Below are 20,645 nucleotides of genomic sequence, written 5' to 3' on the forward strand. Positions count from 1 at the left end.
CAAACGGCGGAAGCAAAGTCTGCTCCCGCCAATTTCTGTAATAATCAGAACGGGAACTTTTGCCCTTTTCTGATAGCCTCATTATCTGCGGGGTCGTCAAACCAAGAATCGGCAAATTCCCGACTCCATTCAGACGTTCTCTGCCAAATCTGCCAAGCGCCTGCAGCAACTTGGGCAAAAGTAGCGTTAATGCCCATAGCAGAGGTGTATACGCCATAATGATAATTACCGAAAGCCTCATATTCTGCCCCCTTGGTCTTGTAGTCATAGCGAGCACCAGATTTGAAATTATCAAATATCCACTGGCACTTTGACCAAAAGACAAGCCGACCCAATGGGAGCGGATTGCTTGTCCTTGCGCGAACAGGCAACCCCGCAAGAAGTGCTTCAGCCTGCTCCTCGCACTCCCTACCCTTCCTTTTCGCCTCTGCGATATTCTCGGCAAGATCAACTCCGGGCGGAATGACGATGTCCGTCCTCCCGTTGACCTTCACTCCCTTGAATTCTTCAATCTCGCACTTGCAGTTGGGATGCACCGGGCCGGGTTTCTCCTTGAACCAGACATCCTTCATTGCCTGGCACTTGCCGCACGCCTGCGGCTTGGGTTTGTAGCGCCAATATGTTTGCGGGCCGCCCTCGGTTGATTTGCCGCCAGCCACCCCAACCATATGCTTCGGCATCCCGCCAACCAACTGATCGTCGCCCAAGTGCTGCACCCATTTTTCGCTCATGTCCGTCTCTCCTTTCTTTATGAAGGTGGCTCAAGCCGTCTTCCGTGTCGTGCGCAACACCATGACACAGGCTTTGGCCCCGGAATGAAAACGGGCGCGACAGGGGCATGACAAGGCGAAATGGAACAGTTTTTCCCTATTGACAGGATGTTGGGAAGGGATGTTGGCGCGCGATTGACCCGCCGCCTTGCCCACGAAAAAAGGCCAGCCTCATGACAAGGCTGGCCTGTGTGTGCTATAATTGGTGACCCCGGCAAGATTCGAACTTGCGACACCCAGATTAGGAATCTGGTGCTCTATCCTACTGAGCTACGGGGCCACTGGCGATGACGCCGGGATTGGTTCGTAGCCGAGGGTTGGGCAAAAGGCAAGCGTTTCATCGTGTGCCGGGCGCTGTGCAATGACCGACACACCCTTTACAAGTGCAAAAAAGACCCTATAGTTGGCCGGTGCGGAAAGGTTCCGCCGTCCTGTTTTTCGCATTTTCCCAGGAGGCAACATGAATCGGCACCTAGCCAAAATCCTTATTGTGACCGGACTGGCCCTGGCGCTGCCGGTGCTGGCGGCGGCCAACGGGCTGCCCGTCTTCACGGAGCTGGCCGCCAGGGCGGGCAAGTCCGTGGTCTTCATCGCCACGGAGAAAACCACCCAAGCCGCGCCGGGCAGGCAGCAGTTCCGCCAGCAGGTGCCAGAGGGCCATCCCTTCCGCGAGTTCTTCGACCGCTTCGACCAGTTCTTCGGCCAGCAGCCGGGCCAGCCGCGCAAGCAGATGGGCCAGGGCTCCGGCTTCGTCATCTCCCCGGACGGGCTCATCGTCACCAACAACCACGTCATCGAGGGCGCGGACAAGGTCACGGTCCGCTTCCAGGACGACAGCAAGGAATACGTGGCCGAGATCGTGGGCCGCGACAAGGAGACCGACCTTGCCGTCATCAGGATCAAGAGCGACCGGGCCCTGCCGGTGCTCACCCTGGGCGACTCGGACGCGCTCATGGTGGGCGAATGGGTGCTGGCCATCGGCAACCCCTTCGGGCTCGACAACACGGTCACGGCGGGCATCATCTCGGCCAAGCACCGCATCATCGGGGCCGGACCCTTTGACAATTTCCTCCAGACCGACGCCAGCATCAACCCCGGCAACTCCGGCGGCCCGCTGCTGAACATGCGCGGCGAGGTGGTGGGCATCAACACCGCCATCAACGCTGCGGCCGACAACATCGGCTTTGCCATCCCCAGCAGCCAGGCCGAGGTGATCATCGACCAGCTCAAGCAGGGCAAGGCGGTCAGGCGCGGCTGGATCGGCGTGACCATCCAGAGCGTGGACGCTACCCAGGCCAAGGCCCTGGGCCTGCCCGAGGCCAGGGGCGCGCTCATCTCCTCGGTGGGCAAGGACCATCCGGCCGACAAGGCTGGCATCCGCCAGGGCGACGTGGTCCTTGAGGTCAACGGCGAGCAGGTCAATGACAGCAAGGACCTGCTGGCGCGCATCGCGGGCCTCATGCCCGGCGACAAGGCCAGGCTGACCCTGTGGCGCGGCGACAAGCGCATCACCAAGACCGTGACCCTGGGCGAGCGCGGCGAGCGGACCATGGCCGCCATGCAGCCCCAGCAGCCCCAGACAGCGGCCACGGTCCTCGGCATGGCGCTCCAGCCCGTGGGCGAGCGCGAGGCAAACGCCCTGGGCCTGGACGCAGCGCAGGGGCTGATCGTGGTCGATGTGGCGGGCGACTCCCCGGCAGCGGCCGAGGGCGTGCGCCAGGGCGATGTCATCCTCCAGGCCAACCAGCAGGACGTGAATTCCCCGGCCGAGCTGGAGAGCGTCATCAACCGCGACAAGGCGCGCGGCGCGGTCATGCTGCTCATCAAGCGCCAGGGCCAGAACCTGTTCGTGGCCCTGCCTCTGGACCAGAAATAACCACGGCACGGGGCTCCTCCGGGAGCCCCGTGCCTGCCCAACGCCATGACCGCCACCACCCTCACGGCCCCGGCCAAGATCAACCTCTTCCTGCGCGTCACCGGCCTGCGCGGCGACGGCTACCACGATCTGCACACCCTCTTTCACCCGGTGTCCGGCCTGTGCGACACCCTCCTGGTCGAGCCCGGGCCGGACGGCGACTTCTTCCTGCGCTGCCCGGGGCACCCCGATCTGGAGGGACCGGGCAACCTCGTCTATCGGGCCTGGAAAGCTTACGCGGAGGCCACCGGACTGCGGCCCGGCCTCTTCGTCACCCTGACCAAGCGCATCCCCATGGGCGGCGGGCTCGGCGGCGGCAGCTCCAACGCGGCGGCCATGCTCCGCCACCTTCATTCCCTGGCCGGAGAACGCGCCCTGGACCGGGACAGCCTCATCGCCCTGGCCGCGAAGCTCGGCGCGGACGTGCCCTTTTTTCTCATGGACGGCCCGGCCGAGGCCAGGGGCATCGGCGAGCGGCTGACCCCGGCCGGGGTGGACCTGTCGGGCCTGACCCTGGTCCTGGCCTGCCCGGACCTGCATGTGGACACGGCCTGGGCCTTCCGTGCCTTTGACGCGGCCCGGTCCGCGCCCGGGGCATGGGAATCCTTGACAACCCCCGCGCTTGATACTAAGAACGCATCTCCCGTTTCGCCCCTGCCCGTGGCCAACGACCTTGAATCCGTGGTCTTTCAGGCGCATCCAATGCTCCGGAAGATAAAGGAAAAACTCATCGGTGCAGGGGCCTCGGCAGCCGCCATGAGCGGCTCGGGAGCCAGCCTGTTCGGTCTGTTCCGCGACAGGAATGTCGGCATGTCCGCCGCACAGGCTCTTGAAGAGGACGGGGTGAGCGTCCATACGCAGACGCTGTGATTTTCATGCTGGGGCGTCGCCAAGTCGGTAAGGCATCAGGTTTTGGTCCTGACATTCGAGGGTTCGAGTCCTTCCGCCCCAGCCATTCAGCCAGCCAACCCGGGGGATGACAATGCACGGTGAGCTAAAAATCATCAGCGGTTCCGCGAGCCCGAGCCTTGCCGAGGCCATTTGCGAGCACCTGGGCACCAAGCCCTCTCCGGTCCTGCGCGAACGGTTCTCTGACGGTGAAATCCGCATCGAGATCGGCGAGAACGTGCGCGGCGACGATGTGTTCGTCATCCAGCCCACCTGCTCGCCGGTCAACTTCCACCTCATGGAGCTGTGCCTGATGCTCGACGCGCTCAAGCGCGCCAGCGCCTCGCGCGTCACCGCGGTGGTCCCCTATTTCGGCTACGCCCGGCAGGACCGCAAGGTGGTGCCGCGCGCGCCCATCTCGGCCAAGCTCGTGGCCGACATGCTCTCGGCCGCCGGCATGCAGCGGCTGGTCACCTGCGACCTGCACGCCGGGCAGATCCAGGGTTTTTTCAACTGTCCGGTGGACAACCTTTTTGCTGCCCCGGTGCTCATCGAGCACCTGCGCGACCGCGAGGACGATCTGGTCATCATCTCGCCCGATGCGGGCGGCGTGGAGCGCGCCCGGTCCTACGCCAAGCGGCTGGGAGCCTCCCTGGCCATCGTGGACAAGCGGCGCGAGACGCCCAACCAGGCCAAGGCCATGCACGTCATCGGCGATGTGCGCGACAAGGTGGCCGTGGTCATCGACGACATGATCGACACCGCAGGCACCATGTGCGCCGCGGCCAACGTGATCATGGACAACGGGGCCAAGGAAGTCATGGCCTGCGCCACCCACCCGGTCCTCTCCGGCCCGGCCATCCAGCGGCTGGAGGAATCGGCCTTCTCCGAGGTGGTGGTCACAGACACCATCCCCCTTGACGAGGACAAGCGCTGCTGCGGCAAGATCAAGCAGCGCTCCGTGGCTTCCCTGCTGGCCAAAGCCATCAACAACGTGCACACCGAATCATCGGTGAGCGTGCTGTTCATCTAGATACCCGGCGAACCGGGAAGCCGCCGCCGTGGCGCACCCCGGAACGGGCAACCATTTAAGGCGCGAGCGTCCGTCAACAGGTGACGGCCAGGGCGTAAAAGGAGCAACTCCCATGGCAGAACTGCTGAAACTCAATGTGCAGGAACGCACCAAGACCGGAAAGGGCCACAACCGCCGCCTGCGGCTGAAGGAAATGGTCCCCGGCATCTACTACGACCAGAAGGGCACCAACATCCCGGTCCAGGTCAAGCTGGTCCCCCTGCAGAAGGCCTACGCCAAGCTGGGCAAGGCCCAGGTTTTCGAGCTGGTCCTGGAGCGCGAGGGCAAGACCGAAACCATGCCCGCCCTGCTCTGGCGCGTGCGCAACGAGCCTGTCTCCGGCATGCCCGAGCACGTGGACTTCTTCGGCATTGACCTGACCAAGGACATCAAGGTCGCGGTCCACTACGAAATCAAGGGCTCCTCCAAGGGCGTCAAGCTCGGCGGCCGCCTGGATCTGTTCCGCGACACCATTGAGGTCATCTGCAAGCCCATGAACATCCCCGAGTCCATCGTCATCGACATCACCGATCTCGACGTGCTCGACTCCATACACATCGACGACATCGCCTTCCCCGAGGGCGTCACCCCGGTGTATGACGAAAACTACGCCGTGCTCACCATCGCCGGGAAGCAGGCCGACGAGGAAGAAGGCGAAGAAGACGAATAGCGGACCGCGCTCTCAAGGATACGCATTCCCGGGGCGCGCCAGTGCGCGTCCCGGTTTTTTTTCCGCGCGGGCGGGGCAGGCCCCGAAAAACACCCCCGCGCCACAGCCCATGGACTGCAAAAGCGCCATCATCGGCCTGGGCAACCCAGGCCCCAAGTACGAACAGACCCGGCACAACGTCGGGTTCATGCTCGTGGATCATCTTTTGGCCATGGCTGGCGAGCGCAGGAACATGCAGCTTGAACGCATCGAGGAGTCGGGCGACTACGAATTGTGGCGGCTCAGGTTGGCCGGGGCCTATCGCCTGCTGGCCAAACCCATGACCTACATGAACCTAAGCGGCAAGGCCGTGGCCAGAATCTGCGGCCGCCATGGGCTCGCCCCGGACCAGACCCTGGTGGTCCACGACGAGCTGGACCTGGCGCTGGGCCGCCTCAAGCTCAAGAAGGGCGGGGGCAACAACGGCCACAACGGGCTCAAGTCCATCGAAGAGCACCTGGGCACCCCCGACTTTTTCCGCCTGCGCGTGGGCATCGGCCGCCCGGCCACCCGGTTTGCCGATGTCTCGGCCTGGGTGCTCGAACCCTTTGCCGGGACCGACTCGGCCCACCTGCCCGCCATCATGACCCACGCGATCAAAGGCTTGGATATCTTTTATCGGCGGGGATTGCCCCTCGCCGTTCAGCATGTCAACGGGTTCACGCTGGACACTGCGGACGACGAAACAGCCAGCCAGTCCTGAACGACCCAATTCCCCGGGAAACCACCCAAGGCATGGACTCTTGCGCCGGATTTCGGTATGCTGACTTTCTGCCTCTTCAACAGCCTGTAGCAAGGAGCCTCTCCTCAAGTGTTCAAGGTCAATGAGTTGGTCGTCTATCCTTCACAGGGTGTCGGACGCGTCGAGCGCGTGGAATCCCAGGAAATCGGCAATGTGAAAGCCGATTTCTACATCGTCCGCATCCTGAGCAACAACGTGACCTTGATGGTGCCCGTGGCCAATGCCAAGAACGTGGGGCTTCGCTCGGTGTGCAGCCTGCGAGTGGGGCAGGATATATTCGAGTCTCTCAAGGACCGCACCGGCTTCACCGGCTACACCGGCCAGAACTGGAACCGCCGCTACCGCGAATACTCCGAGAAGCTCAAGAGCGGCGACCTCTCCGATGTGGCCTACGTGCTCAAGGAACTGTTCCTCATCGGGCGCGACAAGGAACTCTCCTTTGGCGAGCGCAGGCTGCTTGAGCAGGCCATGGGCCTTGTCTCCATGGAGCTGGCCTATTCCGTGGACAGGCCTCAGGAGGACATAAAGTCCGACATCAACGAGATGTTCGCCGATGTCCTCCTGCCCCAGGGAGAAAAGGAATAGCCCCCCATCGCGCTGCCAGCCCCTGAGAGCCCATCCGGACCATGACAACACAAACACCCTGTACCATTGATGTTTTTTGAACCACTGCCAGCCGCGATGCGTCGTCCGCCAGCCAGGGCGTCCCGCCGCCGTCCCGCCGCTCCCCAAACCTTTCGGACAACCTGGGAAAACAGGCGCGAACCGTGGCCACAAGGGCTTGTCAAGCCGGGGCGTTTAGGGTAAGCCCCAAGATGTCGCCGCACCTGCGGCTTGATCAAATACATCCCGCTATACACGTATTTTTGACGGGTCGTTCCCGGCTCACCAACCATACAACAAGAGGTAGTCCCGGCTTACCATCTTGAACCGCATCCAGCGAGCGGTTCCCCCTTTTCAGACGAGCAGCCCGCGCCACCATCGGCGCACAGGGACCCGGATTTTGCTTGGACGTCTCGAAAGAGACTCGTGGCATACATGCATTCCCCATCATTCAACCTTCAAACGGTAAACTCCACACATGGCCAAAAAAAAGACCGCCAAAGAACCCATCCAAGGCAATGGCTCCGAGAACGGCAACGGCGTAGACAAGCTCTACCTGGCTGAACTCAAGCTCAAGAGCATGCAGGAGCTGACGGACCTCGCCGTCCAGCTCGAGGTCGAAAACCCGAGCAGCCTGCGCAAGCAGGAACTCATCTTCGAGCTGCTCCAGCAATGTGCCTCCCAGAACGGCCAGATCTACGGCGACGGCGTTCTCGAGATCCTGCCGGACGGATTCGGCTTCCTGCGCTCGCCCATGTACAGCTACATGCCCGGGCCGGACGACATCTACGTCTCCCCCTCCCAGATACGCCGATTCGGCCTGCGCAAGGGCGATGTGGTCTCCGGCCAGATCCGCCCACCCAAGGAGGGCGAGCGCTACTTCGCCCTGCTGCGAGTCAGCGAAATCGGCTTCGAGTCGCCCGAACACTCCAAGAATCTCGTCCTCTTCGACAACCTGACCCCCCTCTACCCCGAATCCATGCTGACCATGGAAAACGGGGACAAAAACTACGCCTCCCGCATCATCGACCTGCTGGCCCCCATCGGCAAGGGCCAGCGCGGCATTCTGGTGGCCCCGCCGCGCACCGGCAAGACCATCATGCTCCAGACCATCGCCAACTCCATCAATGCCAACCACCCGGACGTGGACCTCATCGTCCTGCTCATCGACGAGCGGCCCGAGGAAGTCACCGACATGCAGCGCACGGTCAAGGCCGAGGTGGTCAGCTCCACCTTTGACGAACCGCCCACCCGCCATGTGCAGGTGGCCGAGATGGTCATAGAGAAGGCAAAGCGGCTGGTGGAGCGCAAGCGCGACGTGGTCATCCTGCTCGATTCCATCACCCGGCTCGGCCGTGCCTACAACGCCGTGACCCCATCGTCCGGCCGCGTCCTGTCCGGCGGCATCGACGCCAACGCCCTGCAACGGCCCAAGCGCTTCTTCGGCGCGGCCCGCAACATCGAGGAGGGCGGCAGCCTGACCATCATCGCCACCGCCCTCATCGACACCGGCTCGCGCATGGACGAGGTCATCTTCGAGGAGTTCAAGGGCACCGGCAACATGGAGATATACCTCGACCGCCATCTGGCCGAAAAGCGCGTCTTCCCGGCCATCGACATCAACCGCTCGGGCACCCGCAAGGAAGAACTGCTCCTTGGCGAGGACGTGCTCAACCGCGTCTGGATCCTGCGCAAGCTCCTGGCCCCCATGAGCTCCATCGACTCCATGGAATTCCTGCGCGAAAGGATGAAGGGGACCAAGAACAACCAGCAGTTCCTCGACTCCATGAGCAAATAGCCCGGCCGCGCCGAGCACCCGCCCAAGACCGCTGCGCGCCGGACCGGTGCGCGCGGTCTTGTCGTTTCAGGACATGGCGATATTTTTTGTGCAGCCCGGGGCACATGGTTGCCACCGGGGCATAAATGGTTACAATGGGTAAACCCCGGCAACAACGGAGCGACCATGCGTCTTCGCCGCCTCTCCATACTCCCGGCCCTTGTGGCCGCCCTGGCCCTGGTCCTGGCACCCATGAGCACGGCCCACGCCGGACTGTTGCCCGACGGCAAGCTGACCATCCAGCAGGAAAACGAGATGGGCCGCAACTTTGACCGCATCGTCCGCGCCCAGATGCCCATGGTGGGCGACACCTATATCACCGACTATGTTGACCAGTTGGTCCGCCGCGTGGTGGAAGCCAAGCGCCCCATGCCCTTTCGCATCACCAGCGCGGTCATCGCCAACCCGGCCCTCAACGCCTTCGCCATCCCGGGCGGCTATATCTACATCTTCACCGGCCTGATCCAGGACGTGACCTCGGAATCTCAGCTGGCCGGGGTCATCGCCCACGAACTGGCGCACGTTTCCCAGCGCCATGTGGCCAGCCGCATCGAGCGCCAGGGCAAGGTGGCCCTGCTGTCCATGGCCGGGACCCTGGCCGGGGTCTTCCTCGGCGTGGCGGGCAACAACTCGGCCGCCAAGGTGGGGCAGGCCCTGATGGCCGGCTCCCAGGGGGCTGCCACCGCGGCCATGCTCAACTACTCACAGGAGGACGAGCGCGAGGCAGATCAGGTGGGCCTCAATTCCATGGTCAAGGCGGGATTCAACCCCAGGGGCATGCCAGAAACCTTCGAGATCATGCTCAAGAACCGCTGGTTCGATTCCGGCGCGCAGATGCCCACCTACCTTTCGACCCACCCGGGCTTGAGCGAGCGCATCTCCTACCTCACCGACCGCATCAACCGCATGCCCGAGACCTTCACCGAGCGCCAGGACGACAACACCACCCTGGTCAAGGTGCAGATGCTGGTGCGCGCCAAGATGTCGCCCGCCACCACAGCCATGGCCTACTGGGACGACAAGAACATCAACACCTACACCCCCATCGACCATGTGGGCCGGGGCATCGTCCTTGAACGCCTCAAGAACCGCGAGGGAGCGATCCGCTCCTTCGAGCAGGCCCTGCGGCTCGACGGCGAAGACCCCATCGTGGTCCGCGAGGCGGGCATCTTCTTCTTCAAGGCGGGCGAGTTCGCCAGGGCCACCCCCTACCTCCAGAAGGCCGCCATCAAGAATCCGCGCGACGCCCTGGCCCTCTTCTACATGGCCCGCCTCCAGGCCGAGAGCAGGCAGTATGCCCAGGCCGCGGACAACATGCGCCGGGTGCTTGCCATGGTGCCCGAGGATTCCGAGGTCTACCACCACCTGGGCATGATTCTCGGCGAGTCCGGCGACACCTTTGGCGGCAACCTCAACCTCGCCTACGCTTCCATCTATTCGAACAACATACGCAAGGCGCGCTTCCACGCCCAGCAGGCGGGCGAAAGCGCCCAGACCGACGCCCAGCGCGAGGAGCTCAAGACCCTGCACGCCACCATGGCCGAGCGCGAAAAGGGGCCGATGTAGGCGCGCCTTGAACCTTGCGCCGATTTGGCGTAGGTTCCCCTCCTTCATCCCGAAGCACCAAAACAATGATCATCGTAAGAGACATAGAAGAAATACGCGGCGCTGTCGCCGGAGCCTGCGTGACCATCGGCAACTTCGACGGCGTGCACAAGGGCCACCAGCGGCTCATCGAACTGGCCTGCTCGCGGGCCAAGGCCCAGGGGCTGGTCAGCGCGGTGGTCACCTTCGACCCCCATCCCCTCAAGGTGCTCGGCAAGGGCACGCCCCCGCCCTTCATCACCCTGACCGAGCAAAAACTCGAACTCATCTCCCAGCACGGTCCCCAGGTCTGCCTGCTCCTCGAATTCTCTCTTGCCATGGCCCGGCTCACGCCCGAGGAGTTCATCCGCACCTACCTGCTCGACGGCCTGTGCATGCAGGAGCTGATCATCGGCTACGACTACCACATGGGCAAGGGCCGCTCCGGCAATTTCGAGACCCTGGCCGAGCTTGGCGCGCTCCACGGCTTCACCGTGGACCGGCTCGACCCGGTCACCATCGACGGCGCGGTGGTCAGTTCCACCCGCATCCGCGATCTGGTCCAGTCCGGCCGGGTCTGGGAGGCGCGCCCACTGCTGGGCCGGTTCTATCAGGTCAAGGGGCAAGTGGTGCACGGCATGAAGCGCGGCGGCAGGCTGCTCGGCTTTCCCACCGCCAACCTCAAGCTGGTGGACGAGCTGTTCCCCATGCCCGGTGTCTACGCCATCTGGGTCGAGGTGGCGGGCGAGGTGCGCATGGGGGTGGCCAACATCGGCATCAACCCCACCTTCGGCAACAACGCCCTCTCGGTGGAGGCCCACATCCTCGATTTTTGCGGCGATCTCTACGGCGCGGACATCCGCGTCCATTTCGTCCAGCGCATCCGCGACGAGCGCAAATTCTCGGGCATCGATGAACTGAAGGAACGCATCGCCAGGGATGTCGAGCTGGGCCGGTGCATCCTGGCCCAGCCCGAGGCGGAAATCCGCCTGACCAGACCATTCCTCGAACCCGGCACCATCCCGGGCCGCTCCGCATAGCCATGTCGCTCTTCAGAAAATTCATCAACTACTGGCTCGCCTTCGTCAAATCCTACCGGACAGTCACCTCGTTCCGCTGGCTGGTCATCGGTGTGCTGGCGGGCTGCCTGTCCGGACTGGTAGCCGTGGCTTTTTTCCTGCTGGTGGAGGCGGGCACCTATTTCGTACAGCACTATCTGGCGGGCATCGTCTCGCCCGAGCCAGCGGGCGAGGGCATCTTCCACGGCCCGGTGGGAGCCTTCCGCCCCTGGGTCATTCCGGTCTTCACCACCGGCACGGCCCTGCTCACGGGCTGGCTGGTCAGCCGTTTCATCCCCGAGACCATAGAGGGCGGCACCGACGGCACCGACGCCACCATCAACGCCTTCCACAACCAGGGCGGCATCATCCGGGCCAGGGTGGCCATCATCCGGGGCATCTGCTCGGTGCTGACCATCGCCTCGGGCGGCAGCGCGGGCCGCGAAGGCCCCATCACCCAGATGGGCGCGGGCGCGGGCGCATGGCTGGCCAAGATGTTCGACCTCTCGGCCAAGGAGCGGCGCATCCTCCTGCTGGCGGGCGCGGCCGGGGGGCTGGGTGCCATCTTCCGCGCTCCCCTTGGCGGCGCCCTCACCGCCGTGGAGGTCATCTATCGCGAGGATTTCGAGGCCGAGGCCATCCTGCCTGCGGTCATGAGTTCGGTGGTTTCCTACTCCATCTTCACCTTCTTCTACGGCACTGACCCCATCTTCGGCATCCCGCGCTTCACCTTCCACGATCCGCGCGAGCTTCTCTTCTACGCCCTGCTCGCCCTGGTCTGCGCGGCTGCCGGGTGGATGTATGTGCGCACCTTCTACTTCATGAAATACCACATCTTCTTCCCGCTGCGGGAGAAGGTGGGGCTGATCTGGTCCATGGGCATCGGCGGGCTGGCCATGGGGCTCATCGGCATCCTCTACCCCTACACGGCCACCGACGGATTGATCACCGGCGGAGTGCTCTCGGGTGGCTACGGCTGGCTCGAACTTGCCATCCTCGGCCAGATTCCGGCCCTTGGCATGTGCTACCTCATCGTGGGCAAGACCGTGGCCACCTCGGTCACCATCGGCTCGGGCATGTCCGGCGGCATGTTCGCGCCCGCGCTCTTCGTGGGCGGCATGTCCGGCGGTCTGGTGGGCAAGTTCGGCCACGCATGGTTCCCGGACATCGTCACCCAGCCCGGCGCGTACATCCTCGTGGGCATGGCCGCCTTCTTCGCAGGCGTTGCCAGCGCGCCCATAGGCCCGCTGATCATGGTCACGGAGCTGACCCAGGGCTACGGCCTGCTCGCGCCGCTGATGCTCGCCTCGGCCCTGTGCCTGGTGCTGTGCCGCAATGTCTCGCTCTACGAGCATCAGGTGGACAACAAGTTCAGCTCCCCGGCCCACGCCGAGGACGCCACCATCAACATCCTCGAACAGATGCACGTGGCCGACTTCTACAACCCCGGCGAGGTGGTGGTGCTCCAGGAATCCACCACCCTCAAGGAACTGACCGACGTCATCGCCAACTCAAGCCAGCTCTATTTCCCGGTCAAGCAGGCCGACGGCACCTATGTGGGCATGGTCTCCATCCAGAACGTGAGCAACTGGATGTTCGACGACGGCCTGCACACCCTGGTGGTGGTGCGCGATCTCATGTCCCGGCCCGTCTACGTGCGGCCGGACTATGACCTCTATCAGGCCCTGCTGCGCTTCGTGAACACCGACTACGGCCAGATTCCCGTGGTCGCCCAGACCGACACCAACGAGATCATCGGCCTGATCAACCGCGACGACGTGTTCCAGGCCTATGCAGAGGCCATCGCCACGGTCAAGGGCACGGCCGAGGGCACCGCCGATGGAGGCGCGCCCCCCACCAGCACCAGCCCCGACCGGCGCTGACCCTGCCTCATGAACGCGCAGAAGCCCCCCGACACAGTGACGTGCCGGGGGGCTTCTTCGTGCCATGCGCTCAATGAAAAAACCAGCCATCAAGAAATTGCTCCAACATCGAAAGCGTTGACCGCAACAGCGTTGCTTTGCGTGTCAAACTTGGGCTATCTGAAACCACATGAAGCAAAGCGCACAGTACCTCAATTTCGTCAGACTCGTCCTCCTTGCGCTGATCGTCGTCGGACAGCTCGGTTGCAAGGCCAACAAGACCTTCGAAACGCTCCAATCCGACCCAGCTTGGAGGCAGGTCATAGTCGATGCTCCGCTTCCCGCAGTGGGCTGGGTGCGCGGTCAGGCCGACACGGTCCATATCTACATAGAGGGCGACGGGGTGGCCTACGCCAGCCGACACCGGCCATCCCTGGACCCCACTCCGCGAACGCCCACAGGCCTGTTGCTGGCGCGCGAGGACAATGCCTTGGCAGTGGCCTACCTTGGCCGTCCCTGCCAATATGTGACGGGCGAGGCCTGCCTGCCCGTCCACTGGACCACCGGGCGGTTCTCCGAGGCCGTGCTTGAGGCGCAGAAACGGCTTGTGGACGAAGCCAAGGGGCTGGCCGGGGCAAAGCGCGTCGTCTTTTTCGGCTATTCCGGCGGCGGGGCCGTGGCTGCGTTGCTTGCGGCACGGCGGACGGACGTGGACCTGCTTGTCACCATCTGCGGCAATCTCGACCATGCGGCATGGACCCGATTGCACGGCGTCACGCCGCTGGCTGAGTCGCTGAACCCGATCTCTGTCGCCGATCGGCTATCAAATATTCGCCAGGTCCACTATGTGGGGAGCGCGGATACGGTTGTCCCACCCAGTGTTGTTCAGTCTTTTGTCGATCAGCTGCGGCCAGATGCGCCGGTATCCGTGGTCATTGTCGAAGGCCTGGGGCATGGCGGCGAGGATTGGGCAAAGACATGGCGGGAACGGAGCTTACCTTGAGGAAAGTAAGAAGATTGTAAGAATGTTCTGACATCCTATGTTGACATTTATCGGGGGGGGGGGGTACAGGAATCATTATATTTCTCAACAGACTCGCAAGGATGCTCACATGACTGCTTCTGTGCCTGCTGTTCGCTTAGGGAAAATCGCTGTTGCCTGTTTGATGTCAGCCCTCCTGGCCACTGTTTGCTGTGCTCCCGTTGCGCTTGCTACCGATTTTGAAGGCCTGGGAGACCTTGCTGGAGGGGGATTTGACTCTATGGCTTTTGGCGTGAGTTCAGACGGCTCAACAGTCGTAGGAAGAGGTATTTCGACGTCTGGAACTGAAGCTTTCCGATGGACGGCTGGAGGAATGGTCGGATTGGGAGACCTGGATGGAGGCGGATTCGAATCTATGGCCAACGGCGTGAGTTCAGACGGCTCTGTTGTGGTTGGATATGGCACCACTGCATCTGGATTTGAGGCTTTCCGATGGACGGCTGGAGGAATGGTCGGATTGGGAGACCTGGATGGAGGCGGATTCGGATCTATGGCTTTTGGCGTGAGTTCAGACGGCTCTGTTGTGGTTGGATATGGCACCTCGGCGTCAGGACAGGAGGCTTTCCGGTGGACACAGGCCGGGGGAATGATCGGATTGGGAGACCTGGATGGCGGGGATTTTTCTTCCTTTGCCTACGGCGTGAGTTCAGACGGCTCGGTTGTCGTCGGCCATGGCACCTCGGCGTCAGGACAGGAGGCTTTCCGGTGGACACAGGCCGGGGGAATGATCGGATTGGGAGACCTGGATGGCGGGACGTTTTGGTCTCGGGCCTATGACGTGAGTTCAGACGGCTCTGTTGTCGTCGGCTATGGCAACTCGGCGTCAGGAGCCGAGGCTTTTCGATGGACGGAAAGCACAGGAATGCAGTCACTCAATGATATCCTGACTTCCAACGGGGTAGACTTGACAGGATGGACGCTGACTCAAGCAACTGGCGTTTCCGGAGACGGCAGGACCATCGTAGGAACCGGCACAAGCCCCAACGGAACTGAAGCCTTCATAGCCCGCAACACTGGCGTCATCACCACGGCGGCCCTCAACAACTCCCTGGCCTCCATGGGGCAAGTCGGCACCACTGCCTCCTCCATGAGCCAAATCAGCACATCCGCCATGATGGACGCCTCCCATGGTGCTGTCCAGAACACGAGCGAGGGGCTGTCAAGCGGCGACGAAATGAACGGCAGAACCCAGCTCTGGGTTGTCGGCACCGTCATCAGCGACAGTTCCCTGTCTGGCGACGATTTCGGCGGCGAGGGCGGCGTTGGCCTGACCCGCTACCTTGCCAACGGCCTGAGCGTCGGCGGCGGTGTTTTTTCCGGCAAGCGGTCCATTGACACTTCGCATGGCGGCAACCAGAAAACGACCTTGATCGGCCCCGGCGTCTTCGTGGCCTATGCGCCCGAGGCATATGGCCTCCGCCTTGAGGGCGGCGGCACTTGGCATTACATCGACATGGACCTGAAGCGGGGGTACCAGAACGCAGGCGGTTCCGCGCAATCCAGCGGCAGCACCCAGGCCCAGGCTTTCGGCCTGTATGGCCGCGTTGGGTGGGCCTTCCCCGTTGCCAGCCGCGTCGCGCTCCAGCCCTTTGCCCAGTACAACTGGCAGCGGGTGAAGATCGACGGCTACACCGAATCCGGCGGCCCCTTCCCGGCCCGGTTCGACTCCAGGACCGACACCAGCAACCGCGCCCGCCTCGGCCTTGAGGCCCAATACGCCTGCAATGAATCCCTGAACCTCTGGACCTGGGCCGCATGGTCCCATCGTTTCGAGAGCAAGGGAGCCTCCATGGGCGGCCAGTTGACAGGCCTCTACGCCTTCAACTACGGCGGGGGTGCCGTAGACCAGAACTGGGGCGATGCCGGAGTCGGCGCCAAGTGGCGGCCCTACGAAGGCTTCGAGACCTTTTCCCGGCTTTCTTTCGGCATAGATAGCCAGCACAACGCCGAGCCGGACATTGCCCTGACCATCGGTCTGGGCTGGGACATCTAGCACACTTGTAATACGACGAAACGGAAGGGCGGCCAGATCACTGGTCGCCCTTCTTTCCTGTAAGCCACTGTAATAGAACTGACGGCATCGATCAGGTCACCGCAGCATCATCCCGGCCAGCTCCCTGATGATCTTGGCTGCGGTCATGGCCGTGACCCCGTCGCGGTCGCGGGCCGGGTTCAACTCCACCACGTCCGCACCCACGATGGGCGCGTCGATGGCCTGGATGATGGCAAGGGCCTCGCGGGTGGTCAGTCCGCCCGGTTCGTGATGGGCCACGCCCGGCGCATGGGCCGGGTCCAGCACGTCCAGGTCGAAGCTGACATACACCGGCCGCGTGAACGAGAGTGCGGGCCAGTCTGCCCGGTGGCGCATCTCCAGCCACTCGATGCCGTACCGCTCGCGCTGCTCCCGCTGATGGCCGGTGGCCGTGCGGATGCCCACGGACACCAGCCGGGCGCACAGCCCCTGCTCCATGATCCGCGCAAAGGGCGAGGCGTGGGACAGGGGATTGCCCTCGAACAATGCATAGCAGTCGGGATGGGCGTCAAAGTGCAGGATGTCGAACTCGCCCAGGGCCTTGCGCAGCCCGCGCACCAGCGGATAGGTGACGGAATGGTCCCCGCCCGCGAAGATGGGCAGCCGCCCGAACTCGGCCACCTCCCGCGCCGCCCCCTCGATGCGCTCCATGCGCTCGCCGGGCGAGCCCGCGCCCGCGAAATCCACGGCCCCTCCATCCACCAGCACCGGGCCAAGGTCCATGCCGGTCTCGGTCCACAGATTGGCCGACTCGCACCATACCGCCTTGATGGCCGCAGCGGCCCCGGCGGCCGCACCGCGCATGTACGACGAATTCTCGTCCAAAGGAACGCCCACCAGGGCTATCTCGCGTTTCATGGCTGACACCGCGCCAGCGCCTATAGAATATACCGCGACAGGTCGCGATCCTCGACAATGCCCGCCAGTTGCTCGCGCACATAGGCGCGGTCGATGACCACGGTCACGCCCGATTTGTCCGGGGCCTCGTAGGAGAGGGTGGCCAGGATCTTTTCCATGATCGTGTAGAGCCTGCGCGCGCCGATGTTTTCGTTCTCCTCGTTGACCTTCTCGGCCGTGGCCGCTATCTCGTCCAGTGCCTCCTTGGTGAAGTCCACGGTCACGCCCTCGGTGCCGAGCAGGGCCTTGTACTGCACGGTCAGCGCGTTGCGCGGCTCGGTCAGGATGCGGTAGAACTCCTCCTTGTGCAGCGAATCAAGCTCCTCGCGCAGGGGGAAGCGGCCCTGCAACTCGGGAATCAGGTCCGAGGGCTTGGCAAAGTGGAAGGCCCCGGCCGCGATGAACAGGATGTGGTCGGTCTTGACCATGCCGTACTTGGTGTTGACCACGCTGCCCTCGACCACGGGGAGCAGGTCGCGCTGCACGCCCTCGCGCGAGACATCGGCCCCGCCCGCCTGATCGTGGCGCGAGGCGATCTTGTCCAGCTCGTCCAGGAACAGGATGCCCTGCTGTTCCACCCGCTCCCGGGCCAACTCGTTGACCGCCTCGGGGTCGATCAGCTTCTCGGCCTCCTCGTCCACCAGCACCTGATAGGCGTCGCGAATCTTCATCTTACGCTGCTTGCGCTTGCTCGGAAACATGTTGGAAAAGGCGTTTTGCAGGTTCGCGCCCATCTCCTCCATGCCCGGAATGGCCATGATCTCCACCTGGGCCCCGGACTGGACCTTGACCTCAAGCTCCACCTCGCGCTCGTCCAGCTGGCCCGCCCGGAACATGCGGCGGAACTTCTCTCGGGTGGGGTCCTCGTCCGGTTCCCGTTTCTGCTCCACCTCGCCCGACTGGGTGGCGGCGAAAAGCCCGGCCGGGCCGCCGGTGGGCTTGGCCCTGGGCAGCAGGAGGTCCAGCAGCCGCTCCTCGGCGTGCTTCTCGGCCTTGATGCGCACCTTCTGGGTCTCCTCGGCGCGGACCATGCTCACGCCGATCTCCATCAGGTCGCGGATCATGGACTCCACGTCGCGGCCCACATAGCCCACCTCGGTGAACTTGGTGGCCTCGACCTTGAAGAAGGGGCAGTTGGCCAGCTTGGCCAGCCGCCGCGCGATCTCGGTCTTGCCCACGCCGGTGGGGCCCATGAGGATGATATTCTTGGGCGCGATCTCGTCGCGCAGTTCCGGGTCAAGCTGCTGGCGGCGCCAGCGGTTGCGCATGGCGATGGCCACCATCCGCTTGGCCGCATTCTGGCCGATGATGTACTTGTCCAGTTCCGAAACGATCTCCCGGGGAGTCAGATTGCTCATGATATGCTGTGCCTCCGGCTGTCGGACGCCCCGAAATACGGGGCCTCCGGGCTCTCCAAGAATTTTCGCCGTCCTGCCGTCCGAAGCGGGGCGCGGCGTCAATGATCTCAACCACGGCGCGGCGGGCATTGGCCCCTGCGCCCGTGAAAAATTATTGCCAGTGTTCCCAAGTACGCCGCACCAGGGCGGCGGCCAATACGACACGGGCAGCGGCCGGTTCCACGCCAAATCCGCAGGATTGGCCGCATCCCTGTCGGTGAGTATGCCGAGATCGCCCGCCTTGTCAAAGCACCTCTTCGGCATGGCCGGTTCCGAGGGCAAAGCGGGCCTCGAAAGAGGGTGTTCTCACAAAAGTGCAAAATTGTAGCCTTGGCAAAGGCAAAAAACTACACTTCCTACAACTTTGTTCTTTTTCAGTTTTGCCTGATAATTATTGATGACAAGTTGGGCCGTTATTGCTAAATGTGTCAGCCGAAAATCTACACTTTTGAAGGGGAGTACCAATCCAATGAACTGGCTCAAAAGCAATGATGTGCTCGGAAGTGTCAATCGCGGCAACGCCATAGAATCCGGCCTGTGTACCCTGTGCCGGGCCGACTGCCAGGGCAAGTGCGAGACCTGGATGTCGTCCCTGCGCGGCCGCGAGATGCTCTATCCGCGCGACTTCGGCATGGTCACCGCGGGCAGCGGCAATACCACCCACCTGGGCGTGTCCTACAACTCGCTACGCATCCAGGGGCTCAACTACGGCGCCCTGGGTTCGGTGGACACCGAGCAGGACCTGCTCTTTACCGATGTCGGCCTTGAGACCTCCTTTGGGGCCAAGGAAACGACCAAGTGTCGCGTGCCCTTCATGACCGGCGCGCTCGGCTCCACCTTCATCGCCGCCAAATACTGGGATTCCTTCGCCGTTGGCTGTGCCCTGGTGGGCGCGCCCATCGTGGTGGGCGAGAACGTGGTCGGCGTGGACCGCGAGTCCGTGCTGGCCAACGGCCGCATCACCAAGGCCCCGGAGCTGGAGCGCCGCATCAACACCTATATGCGGTATTATGACGGCTACGGTGCCATCATCGTCCAGATGAACGTGGAGGACACCCGCAACGGCGTGGCCGAATACCTGGCCGAAAAATACGGCGACAAGGTCATCATCGAACTCAAGTGGGGCCAGGGGGCCAAGAACATCGGCGGCGAGATCGAGGTCTCAAGCCTGGACTACGCCCTGTTCCTCAAGCAGCGCGGCTACCTCGTGGACCCGGACCCGGAAAAGCCCGAGGTGCAGGAAGGCTACAAGCGCGGCGCGATCAAGCACTTCGCCCGTCACAGCCGGCTGGGCTACACCAATCTCTCCACCTACGAGCAGGTCCACGACGAGTTCATGAACTCGGTCAAGTACCTGCGCGAACTCGGCTTCAAGCGCATCTCGCTGAAGACCGGCTCCTACGGCATGGAGGCCCTGGCCATGGCCATCAAGTTCGCCTCCGAGGCCGAGCTTGACCTTTTGACCATGGACGGCTCGGGCGGCGGCACGGGCATGAGCCCCTGGAACATGATGGAGAGCTGGGGCGTGCCCTCCATCCTGCTGCACGCCAAGGCCCACGAGTACGCCAGCCGACTGGCCGCCCGGGGCAAGCGCGTGGTGGACATGTCCTTTGCAGGCGGCTTCACCAAGGGCAGCACCATCTTCAAGGCCCTGGCCATGGGCGCGCCCTACACCAAGCTCATCTGCATGGGCCGCGCCATGATGATCCCCGGCTTCCTCGGCTCCAACATCGAGGGCGCCCTCTTCCCCGACCGCCGCGAACGGCTGAGCGGCAACTGGGAAAAGCTGCCCGCCTCGGTCGCCGCCTACGGCAGCAGCCCCGAGGAGATATTCACCAGCTACCAGGATGTGGAAAAGAAGGTCGGCAAGGACGAAATGGCCCACCTGCCGCTGGGTGCCGTGGCCATCTGGTGTCTGGTGGACAAGCTCTCGGCCGAGATCCAGCAGCTCCTGTGCGGCGCGCGCAAGTTCTCCCTCAATGAGATCACCCGCAGCGACATCGCCTCTGGCAACCGCGAAACCGAGCGCGAAACCGGCATCAAGTTCATCACCGACATGATGGACGACACCGCCAAGAAAATCATCGACATGTAATCCCCGCGTCTTCGGCCCACGGCCGATGACGATCGCCAATCAAGCCCGGGCCGCTGGCCCGGGCTTTTTCGTGGGCTTGATCCGGGGTCGTTCGCGGTCTTCCAATGCTCTTGGCGGTGGCAGTGCGCCGCGATCCGTGGTA

Annotated in this window: 16 protein-coding genes, 2 tRNA genes and 1 pseudogene; 15 read left to right on the top strand and 4 right to left on the bottom strand. The window is 63.3% G+C overall.

Going from position 1 to position 20,645, the window contains the following annotated elements; all coding sequences use genetic code 11:
* Positions 1-44: 44 nt before the first annotated feature.
* Entirely contained in the window at positions 45-731 is a 687-nt protein-coding gene (locus QQS14_RS12955) for a polymorphic toxin type 44 domain-containing protein (RefSeq protein ID WP_285907427.1), read from the bottom strand.
* Between the two features lie 242 nt (positions 732-973).
* Positions 974-1,050, bottom strand: a tRNA-Arg gene (locus QQS14_RS12960).
* Between the two features lie 180 nt (positions 1,051-1,230).
* Between QQS14_RS12960 and QQS14_RS12965 the strand changes: the two genes are divergently transcribed.
* The 14 genes and pseudogenes from QQS14_RS12965 to QQS14_RS13025 all read left to right on the top strand — a co-directional run bounded on the left by QQS14_RS12965 (position 1,231) and on the right by QQS14_RS13025 (position 16,075).
* Positions 1,231-2,646 (top strand): Do family serine endopeptidase, encoded by a 1,416-nt coding sequence (locus tag QQS14_RS12965; RefSeq protein ID WP_285907428.1) that lies wholly within the window; start codon positions 1,231-1,233, stop codon positions 2,644-2,646.
* A 45-nt stretch (positions 2,647-2,691) separates the two neighbouring features.
* Entirely contained in the window at positions 2,692-3,555 is an 864-nt protein-coding gene (gene ispE, locus QQS14_RS12970) for a 4-(cytidine 5'-diphospho)-2-C-methyl-D-erythritol kinase (protein WP_285907429.1), read from the top strand.
* Between the two features lie 9 nt (positions 3,556-3,564).
* Positions 3,565-3,640, top strand: a tRNA-Gln gene (locus QQS14_RS12975).
* 27 nt (positions 3,641-3,667) lie between these two features.
* On the top strand, positions 3,668-4,606 hold the full coding sequence (locus QQS14_RS12980) for a ribose-phosphate diphosphokinase (RefSeq protein WP_285907430.1): 939 nt from the start codon (positions 3,668-3,670) through the stop codon (positions 4,604-4,606).
* Between the two features lie 112 nt (positions 4,607-4,718).
* On the top strand, positions 4,719-5,315 hold the full coding sequence (locus tag QQS14_RS12985; protein ID WP_285907431.1) for a 50S ribosomal protein L25: 597 nt from the start codon (positions 4,719-4,721) through the stop codon (positions 5,313-5,315).
* A gap of 109 nt (positions 5,316-5,424) precedes the next feature.
* Positions 5,425-6,057 (top strand): aminoacyl-tRNA hydrolase, encoded by a 633-nt coding sequence (gene pth, locus QQS14_RS12990; RefSeq protein ID WP_285907432.1) that lies wholly within the window; start codon positions 5,425-5,427, stop codon positions 6,055-6,057.
* A 108-nt stretch (positions 6,058-6,165) separates the two neighbouring features.
* Positions 6,166-6,681 carry a CarD family transcriptional regulator gene (locus QQS14_RS12995; RefSeq protein ID WP_285907433.1) on the top strand — a complete coding sequence of 172 codons (516 nt, stop codon included), beginning with the start codon at positions 6,166-6,168 and terminating at the stop codon, positions 6,679-6,681.
* Positions 6,682-7,177: 496 nt separating this feature from the next.
* On the top strand, positions 7,178-8,497 hold the full coding sequence (gene rho / locus QQS14_RS13000; protein WP_285907434.1) for a transcription termination factor Rho: 1,320 nt from the start codon (positions 7,178-7,180) through the stop codon (positions 8,495-8,497).
* Between the two features lie 165 nt (positions 8,498-8,662).
* On the top strand, positions 8,663-10,102 hold the full coding sequence (locus QQS14_RS13005) for a M48 family metallopeptidase (protein WP_285907435.1): 1,440 nt from the start codon (positions 8,663-8,665) through the stop codon (positions 10,100-10,102).
* Between the two features lie 65 nt (positions 10,103-10,167).
* Positions 10,168-11,160 (top strand): bifunctional riboflavin kinase/FAD synthetase, encoded by a 993-nt coding sequence (locus QQS14_RS13010; RefSeq protein WP_285907436.1) that lies wholly within the window; start codon positions 10,168-10,170, stop codon positions 11,158-11,160.
* Positions 11,161-11,162: 2 nt separating this feature from the next.
* Positions 11,163-13,061 carry a chloride channel protein gene (locus QQS14_RS13015; protein ID WP_285907437.1) on the top strand — a complete coding sequence of 633 codons (1,899 nt, stop codon included), beginning with the start codon at positions 11,163-11,165 and terminating at the stop codon, positions 13,059-13,061.
* 169 nt (positions 13,062-13,230) lie between these two features.
* Complete coding sequence (locus QQS14_RS13020) at positions 13,231-14,043, top strand: alpha/beta hydrolase (RefSeq protein WP_285907438.1); 813 nt, start codon at positions 13,231-13,233, stop codon at positions 14,041-14,043.
* Positions 14,044-14,437: 394 nt separating this feature from the next.
* Positions 14,438-14,821: pseudogene (locus tag QQS14_RS16620) on the top strand (HAF repeat-containing protein); the annotation flags it as partial.
* A gap of 123 nt (positions 14,822-14,944) precedes the next feature.
* Positions 14,945-16,075 (top strand): autotransporter outer membrane beta-barrel domain-containing protein, encoded by a 1,131-nt coding sequence (locus QQS14_RS13025; RefSeq protein ID WP_285907439.1) that lies wholly within the window; start codon positions 14,945-14,947, stop codon positions 16,073-16,075.
* 96 nt (positions 16,076-16,171) lie between these two features.
* Here the strand turns inward: QQS14_RS13025 and speB are convergent, their stop codons facing one another.
* Together speB and hslU are read right to left on the bottom strand one after the other, a co-directional pair.
* Positions 16,172-16,972: an agmatinase gene (gene speB, locus QQS14_RS13030; RefSeq protein WP_285907440.1), complete on the bottom strand. Its 801-nt coding sequence runs from the start codon at positions 16,970-16,972 to the stop codon at positions 16,172-16,174.
* A gap of 20 nt (positions 16,973-16,992) precedes the next feature.
* Entirely contained in the window at positions 16,993-18,369 is a 1,377-nt protein-coding gene (gene hslU, locus QQS14_RS13035) for an ATP-dependent protease ATPase subunit HslU (RefSeq protein ID WP_285907441.1), read from the bottom strand.
* A gap of 508 nt (positions 18,370-18,877) precedes the next feature.
* Here hslU and QQS14_RS13040 point away from each other — a divergent pair.
* The gene (locus QQS14_RS13040) at positions 18,878-20,503 is read left to right on the top strand and encodes a glutamate synthase-related protein (RefSeq protein ID WP_285907442.1); all 1,626 of its coding nucleotides are present in this window, start codon (positions 18,878-18,880) and stop codon (positions 20,501-20,503) included.
* Positions 20,504-20,645 lie beyond the last annotated feature (142 nt).

Origin of the sequence: Pseudodesulfovibrio pelocollis (genome assembly GCF_030282845.1) — a bacterium.
Lineage (GTDB): Bacteria > Desulfobacterota > Desulfovibrionia > Desulfovibrionales > Desulfovibrionaceae > Pseudodesulfovibrio > Pseudodesulfovibrio pelocollis.

Excerpts from the sequence above, each read along its gene's own strand:
- QQS14_RS12955 (WP_285907427.1), bottom strand. The coding sequence starts at position 731 with ATGAGCGAAAAATGGGTGCAGCACTTGGGCGACGATCAGTTGGTTGGC.
- QQS14_RS12965 (WP_285907428.1), top strand. The coding sequence starts at position 1,231 with ATGAATCGGCACCTAGCCAAAATCCTTATTGTGACCGGACTGGCCCTG.
- ispE (WP_285907429.1), top strand. The coding sequence starts at position 2,692 with ATGACCGCCACCACCCTCACGGCCCCGGCCAAGATCAACCTCTTCCTG.
- QQS14_RS12980 (WP_285907430.1), top strand. The coding sequence starts at position 3,668 with ATGCACGGTGAGCTAAAAATCATCAGCGGTTCCGCGAGCCCGAGCCTT.
- QQS14_RS12985 (WP_285907431.1), top strand. The coding sequence starts at position 4,719 with ATGGCAGAACTGCTGAAACTCAATGTGCAGGAACGCACCAAGACCGGA.
- pth (WP_285907432.1), top strand. The coding sequence starts at position 5,425 with ATGGACTGCAAAAGCGCCATCATCGGCCTGGGCAACCCAGGCCCCAAG.
- rho (WP_285907434.1), top strand. The coding sequence starts at position 7,178 with ATGGCCAAAAAAAAGACCGCCAAAGAACCCATCCAAGGCAATGGCTCC.
- QQS14_RS13005 (WP_285907435.1), top strand. The coding sequence starts at position 8,663 with ATGCGTCTTCGCCGCCTCTCCATACTCCCGGCCCTTGTGGCCGCCCTG.
- QQS14_RS13010 (WP_285907436.1), top strand. The coding sequence starts at position 10,168 with ATGATCATCGTAAGAGACATAGAAGAAATACGCGGCGCTGTCGCCGGA.
- QQS14_RS13015 (WP_285907437.1), top strand. The coding sequence starts at position 11,163 with ATGTCGCTCTTCAGAAAATTCATCAACTACTGGCTCGCCTTCGTCAAA.
- QQS14_RS13020 (WP_285907438.1), top strand. The coding sequence starts at position 13,231 with ATGAAGCAAAGCGCACAGTACCTCAATTTCGTCAGACTCGTCCTCCTT.
- QQS14_RS13025 (WP_285907439.1), top strand. The coding sequence starts at position 14,945 with ATGCAGTCACTCAATGATATCCTGACTTCCAACGGGGTAGACTTGACA.
- speB (WP_285907440.1), bottom strand. The coding sequence starts at position 16,972 with ATGAAACGCGAGATAGCCCTGGTGGGCGTTCCTTTGGACGAGAATTCG.
- hslU (WP_285907441.1), bottom strand. The coding sequence starts at position 18,369 with ATGAGCAATCTGACTCCCCGGGAGATCGTTTCGGAACTGGACAAGTAC.
- QQS14_RS13040 (WP_285907442.1), top strand. The coding sequence starts at position 18,878 with ATGAACTGGCTCAAAAGCAATGATGTGCTCGGAAGTGTCAATCGCGGC.